This window comes from Kutzneria sp. 744 (genome assembly GCF_000568255.1).
GTDB lineage: Bacteria > Actinomycetota > Actinomycetes > Mycobacteriales > Pseudonocardiaceae > Kutzneria.
The window spans coordinates 2,994,891-2,998,762 of sequence record NZ_KK037166.1; the positions used below are offsets into that span (position 1 = coordinate 2,994,891).

Genomic DNA, 3,872 nt, shown 5'->3' on the forward strand with positions numbered 1-3,872 from the left:
GCCGGCCCCGACGATGTCGCCGCCTACCGCCACCAGGGCGCCGACGTGGTGCTGGTCGGCGAGGCCCTCGTCAAGTCCGGCGACCCCCGCGAATCCATCACCAAGTTCCGGAGTGTCTGATTGTGCTGTGCTTGTTTGGCGCCGCCTTCGGCGTCGCGGCTCGGCCCCCATTAAGCCCCTGCCTCGCCCTTGCTGGATTTTTCGAGGCCCGCAGCGGCTCGGGTGGTGGGGCAAGTTGGGTGGCGGACCTCAAAAAATCCAGCAACCGGGCGAAGCAGGGGCGGGGCCGAGCGCTCTCTGGGGTTGGAGGCCCTGCCTCCGGGACAGGTTTCGCGTGGTCTGATCATCACTGCTAGAACGGTGGCGATCGACGGCAGCAGGCCGGACAGCATGAACTCGGACGTGCCCTGTGCGAGAACGGCAGCAAACAGCACAAACACCACTACTGGCGGCAATTCCTCACTCCTGAGGCGTGAACGGACAACAGCGGCTCAGCCACTACCGTCTGTCAGCCTCCGGAGACGTCATGCCGACGTCCTAGCCGAGCGTCGGCCTGCCCTCGTTGAACAGCCACAGGCGGACCAGGGAGTCCAGGTCGTCGAGGATGGCGTGGGCAGAGGCGGTGATCTCGGTGGTGGGGATGAAGCGACCGTCGGAGATCATGGTGCCGACAAAGGGAACCACGACGGCATTGGTAGCGGTGTGCAGGCCCAGGGGTGCACGACCTGCTTGAGCATCTGGACGGCGCGGAGGCCGCCGGAGACACCGCCGTAGCTGACGAAGGACGCCGGCTTGCCCTGCCACTCAAGGAAAAGGTAGTCGAGGGCGTTCTTGAGGGCGGCGTTGTAGCCGTGGTTGTACTCGGGGTGGACGAAGACGTAGGCGTCGGCCCGGCTGACGATCTCGCTCCAGCGGTGGGTGTGGGGCTGGGTGTACTGCTGCAACCGCGGATGGGTGGGCTCGTCGAGCAGGGGCAGGCCCACCTCCTTCAGGTCGACGAGCTCGACCTCGAAGCGGCCGTCGGCCCGGGCGAGGTCGGCGAACCACTGGGCGACGGGCTCGCCGCTGCGGACCGGGCGGGTGCTGCCGATGATGATCTGGAGGACTGGCACGGTAAAACGCCTTCGGTGACGGGTTCAGGCGATCGGCAGCGTGCGCTGCCCGCTCTCGACGTTGATCCAGACCAGGTCGGTGAAGTCGGCCATCGAGTAGGTGCCGGTGCGGCCCCAGCCGCTGTCCCGCACGCCCCCGATGGGGGCCTGGACCTCCTCGTCGATGGTGGGGATGTTGACGTGCACGGCGCCGGCCTTGACCTTGCCGGCCAGCTCGAAGCCGCGATAGGTGTCGCCGGTGAGGATCGAGGAGGTAAGCCCGTACAGCGAGCCGTTGATCTGCTCGATGGCCTCCTCGGCGGTGTCGATCGGCTGCACGATGACCACCGGCCCGAAAGTCTCCACAGTGGACACCGTGCACTCGTCGGGCACGTCGACGAGGATCGTCGGCTCGTAGACCTGGCCGTGGTCGGCGCCGCCGGTCGACAACTGGGCACCGTGGTCGAGCGCCTCGTTCACGCGGTCGTGCACGGACTTCACGGCGGCTTCGGTGATGAGCGGGCCGACCACGGTCTTCGGGACGCCCGGGTCGCCGAGCTTCAAAGTCTTGGTCTTGGCCACGAAACGCGACAGGAACCATGACCGCACGCGACTCACACGGTCAACGGATGTTCGACAGCATGCGAACAAAGCATGACGGCTATGCGCCGGTGGTCACATCTTGACCAGCAGCCGGTCCCGCGCGGTCTCGAGGTGGCTGACCATCGCCTTGCGGGCCTGCGCGGCCTTGCCGGAAATCATCGCGTCCACGATCTCGCGGTGCTCGGCCAGCGCGGCGACGCCCGAGGTCTGGTTGTACGTCAACCGGAAGAAGTGCAGATGGCAGTGCGTGCGGTCGAACGCCTGCTCCACCGCGACGTTGCCGGCGATGTGCAGGATCAGCTGGTGCAACCGGGTGTCGTGCGCCGACAGCGCCTTGTAGTCCTCGTAGCTGTCGTCGTCCGGCGCGACCGGGCAGCTCAGCATCTCGGCCTCGAGCGCGGCGGCCCACTCGTCGGTCATCAGCGACGCCGCCTTGGCCGCGCTCGGCGGCTCCAGCAGCAGCCGCAGGCCGTACATGTCCTCGACCTCGTCACGGGTGAGCAGCTCGGTGACCCGGTAGCCGCGCAGCGGCAGGCGCACGACGAGACCCTCGGACTCCAGTCGCGCCAACGCTTCCCGCACCGGCGTGCCCGACACGTCGAGCTCGCGCGCGACCTCGTCGATGTTGACCCGGTCGCCCGGCGCGATGCCGTCGTTCATGATCAGCGTCCGGATCTGCTCGTAGACGCCGTCGGCCAACACCTGCCGGCCCTTGAGCGCCGACAGGCGCGGACCACCGCCATTGGTCACGTTGTTCACCCGCACCACATCCTCCCCGAATACCTTACCGGATCTGGTGGATCATGCACGATCGACGATTACCTCCAAGAGTAACGCCTGACCGGGGTCGAGCGTGGGCATCGCCACGCCCGCGTCCACGAGCACCGAACCCGGCACGCGCACCCAGCCGTCGATCGCCGCCGTGACCCATTCCGGGGCCCTGACCTGGCGCATCGACGGCAGGCCGAGGTCAGCTCGGATCCGCAGCCGGTAGTCACGCCCCCGCGACAGGCCCGGCAGCCGGACCCGCCACGATTGTCCCGCAGGGGAGGTCGAAATCCGGGCGAGGCTGAACAATCCATGCTCATTAGAAATGACACCGTGGAAAAAAAGTCCGTCGTCGGGCAGCTCGGCCCGCACCACTCGACCCGAATGCAGTAACGGCCGCAGCTCCTTGTACATCGCCGCCCAGGCCGTCAGCTTGTCGATCTCCGCCGGCGAGCAGGCGGTCAGGTCCTGCTCGATGCCGGCGTGGCCGAACAGGGCCGTGGCCAGACGGAACGAGTCGTCGGTGCGCCGACTGGTCGTGTGGCTACGTTCCGGCCCCACGTGCGAGCCGATCAGCTCGGGCGGCAGCAGCTGCGCGGTCCAGCGCTGGATCGACTGGCGTTCAACGGGGTCGTTGCAGTCCGAGGCCCACACCCGGTCGGTGCGGGCCAGAATCCCCAGGTCCACCCGGCCGCCGCCGCTGGCGCAGGACTCGATCTCCAGGCCGGGGTGGCGCCGCTTGAGCTCGTCGATCAGCCGGTACAGCGCGAGGGTCTGGTTGTGCACGACCGGCCGTCCCGTGTGGTCGACGGCCTCGTGCAGATCCCGGTTGTGGTCCCACTTGACGTAGTCGATGCCGTACTCGGCGACCAGGCCGTCGATCGAGGTCAGCAGGTACGTCCACGCCTCGGGATTTGTCAGGTCGACGACGTACTGGTTGCGCGAGGGAGGCCCGGGCTCCCCTGGCACGCCGAGGATCCACTCCGGGTGCTGCCGGGCCAGGTCGGAGTCGAGGTTGACCATCTCCGGCTCGAACCACAGGCCGAACTGCATGCCCAGGCTCTTGACGTGGTCGACGAAGGGACTGAGTCCCCGCGGCCACACGGTGGTGTCGACCTGCCAGTCGCCGAGGCCGGCGGTGTCGTCGCGGCGGCCGCGGAACCAGCCGTCGTCCAGCACGACCCGTTCGACACCGACCTTGGCCGCCGCGTCGGCCAGCGCCAGCAGGCGGTCGAGGTCGTGGTTGAAATAGACGGCCTCCCACGTGTTGAGAACGAGCGGCCTCGGGGAGCGGGGACGCTGGCGCTGCAACGCGTGGAAGCGGGCGGCCAGCCCGTCCAGACCCTCGTCGGAACAGGCGAAATAGGTGATCGGGGGTGTCATAGCTTTCCCCGGCGGCCAGGCGGACTT

Annotated in this window: 5 protein-coding genes; all 5 read right to left on the reverse strand. The window is 67.9% G+C overall.

The annotated features are described in order from the left end of the window. Positions 1–537: 537 nt before the first annotated feature. On the reverse strand, positions 538–684 hold the full coding sequence (locus KUTG_RS58420) for a hypothetical protein (RefSeq protein WP_157494523.1): 147 nt from the start codon (positions 682–684) through the stop codon (positions 538–540). Further along, positions 660–1,112 carry an NADPH-dependent FMN reductase gene (locus KUTG_RS13295; RefSeq protein ID WP_157494524.1) on the reverse strand — a complete coding sequence of 151 codons (453 nt, stop codon included), beginning with the start codon at positions 1,110–1,112 and terminating at the stop codon, positions 660–662. The genes KUTG_RS58420 and KUTG_RS13295 overlap by 25 nt, the downstream gene beginning before the upstream one ends. Before the next feature lie 24 nt (positions 1,113–1,136). Beyond that, the gene (locus KUTG_RS13300) at positions 1,137–1,709 is read right to left on the reverse strand and encodes an aldehyde dehydrogenase family protein (RefSeq protein ID WP_232240781.1); all 573 of its coding nucleotides are present in this window, start codon (positions 1,707–1,709) and stop codon (positions 1,137–1,139) included. A 57-nt stretch (positions 1,710–1,766) separates the two neighbouring features. Then, a complete protein-coding gene (locus tag KUTG_RS13305; RefSeq protein ID WP_198047141.1) occupies positions 1,767–2,459 on the reverse strand; it encodes a GntR family transcriptional regulator in 693 nt (230 codons plus the stop codon). 36 nt (positions 2,460–2,495) lie between these two features. Beyond that, on the reverse strand, positions 2,496–3,872 hold a 1,377-nt coding region (locus tag KUTG_RS13310), incomplete at its 5' end, for an alpha-galactosidase (protein ID WP_232240782.1).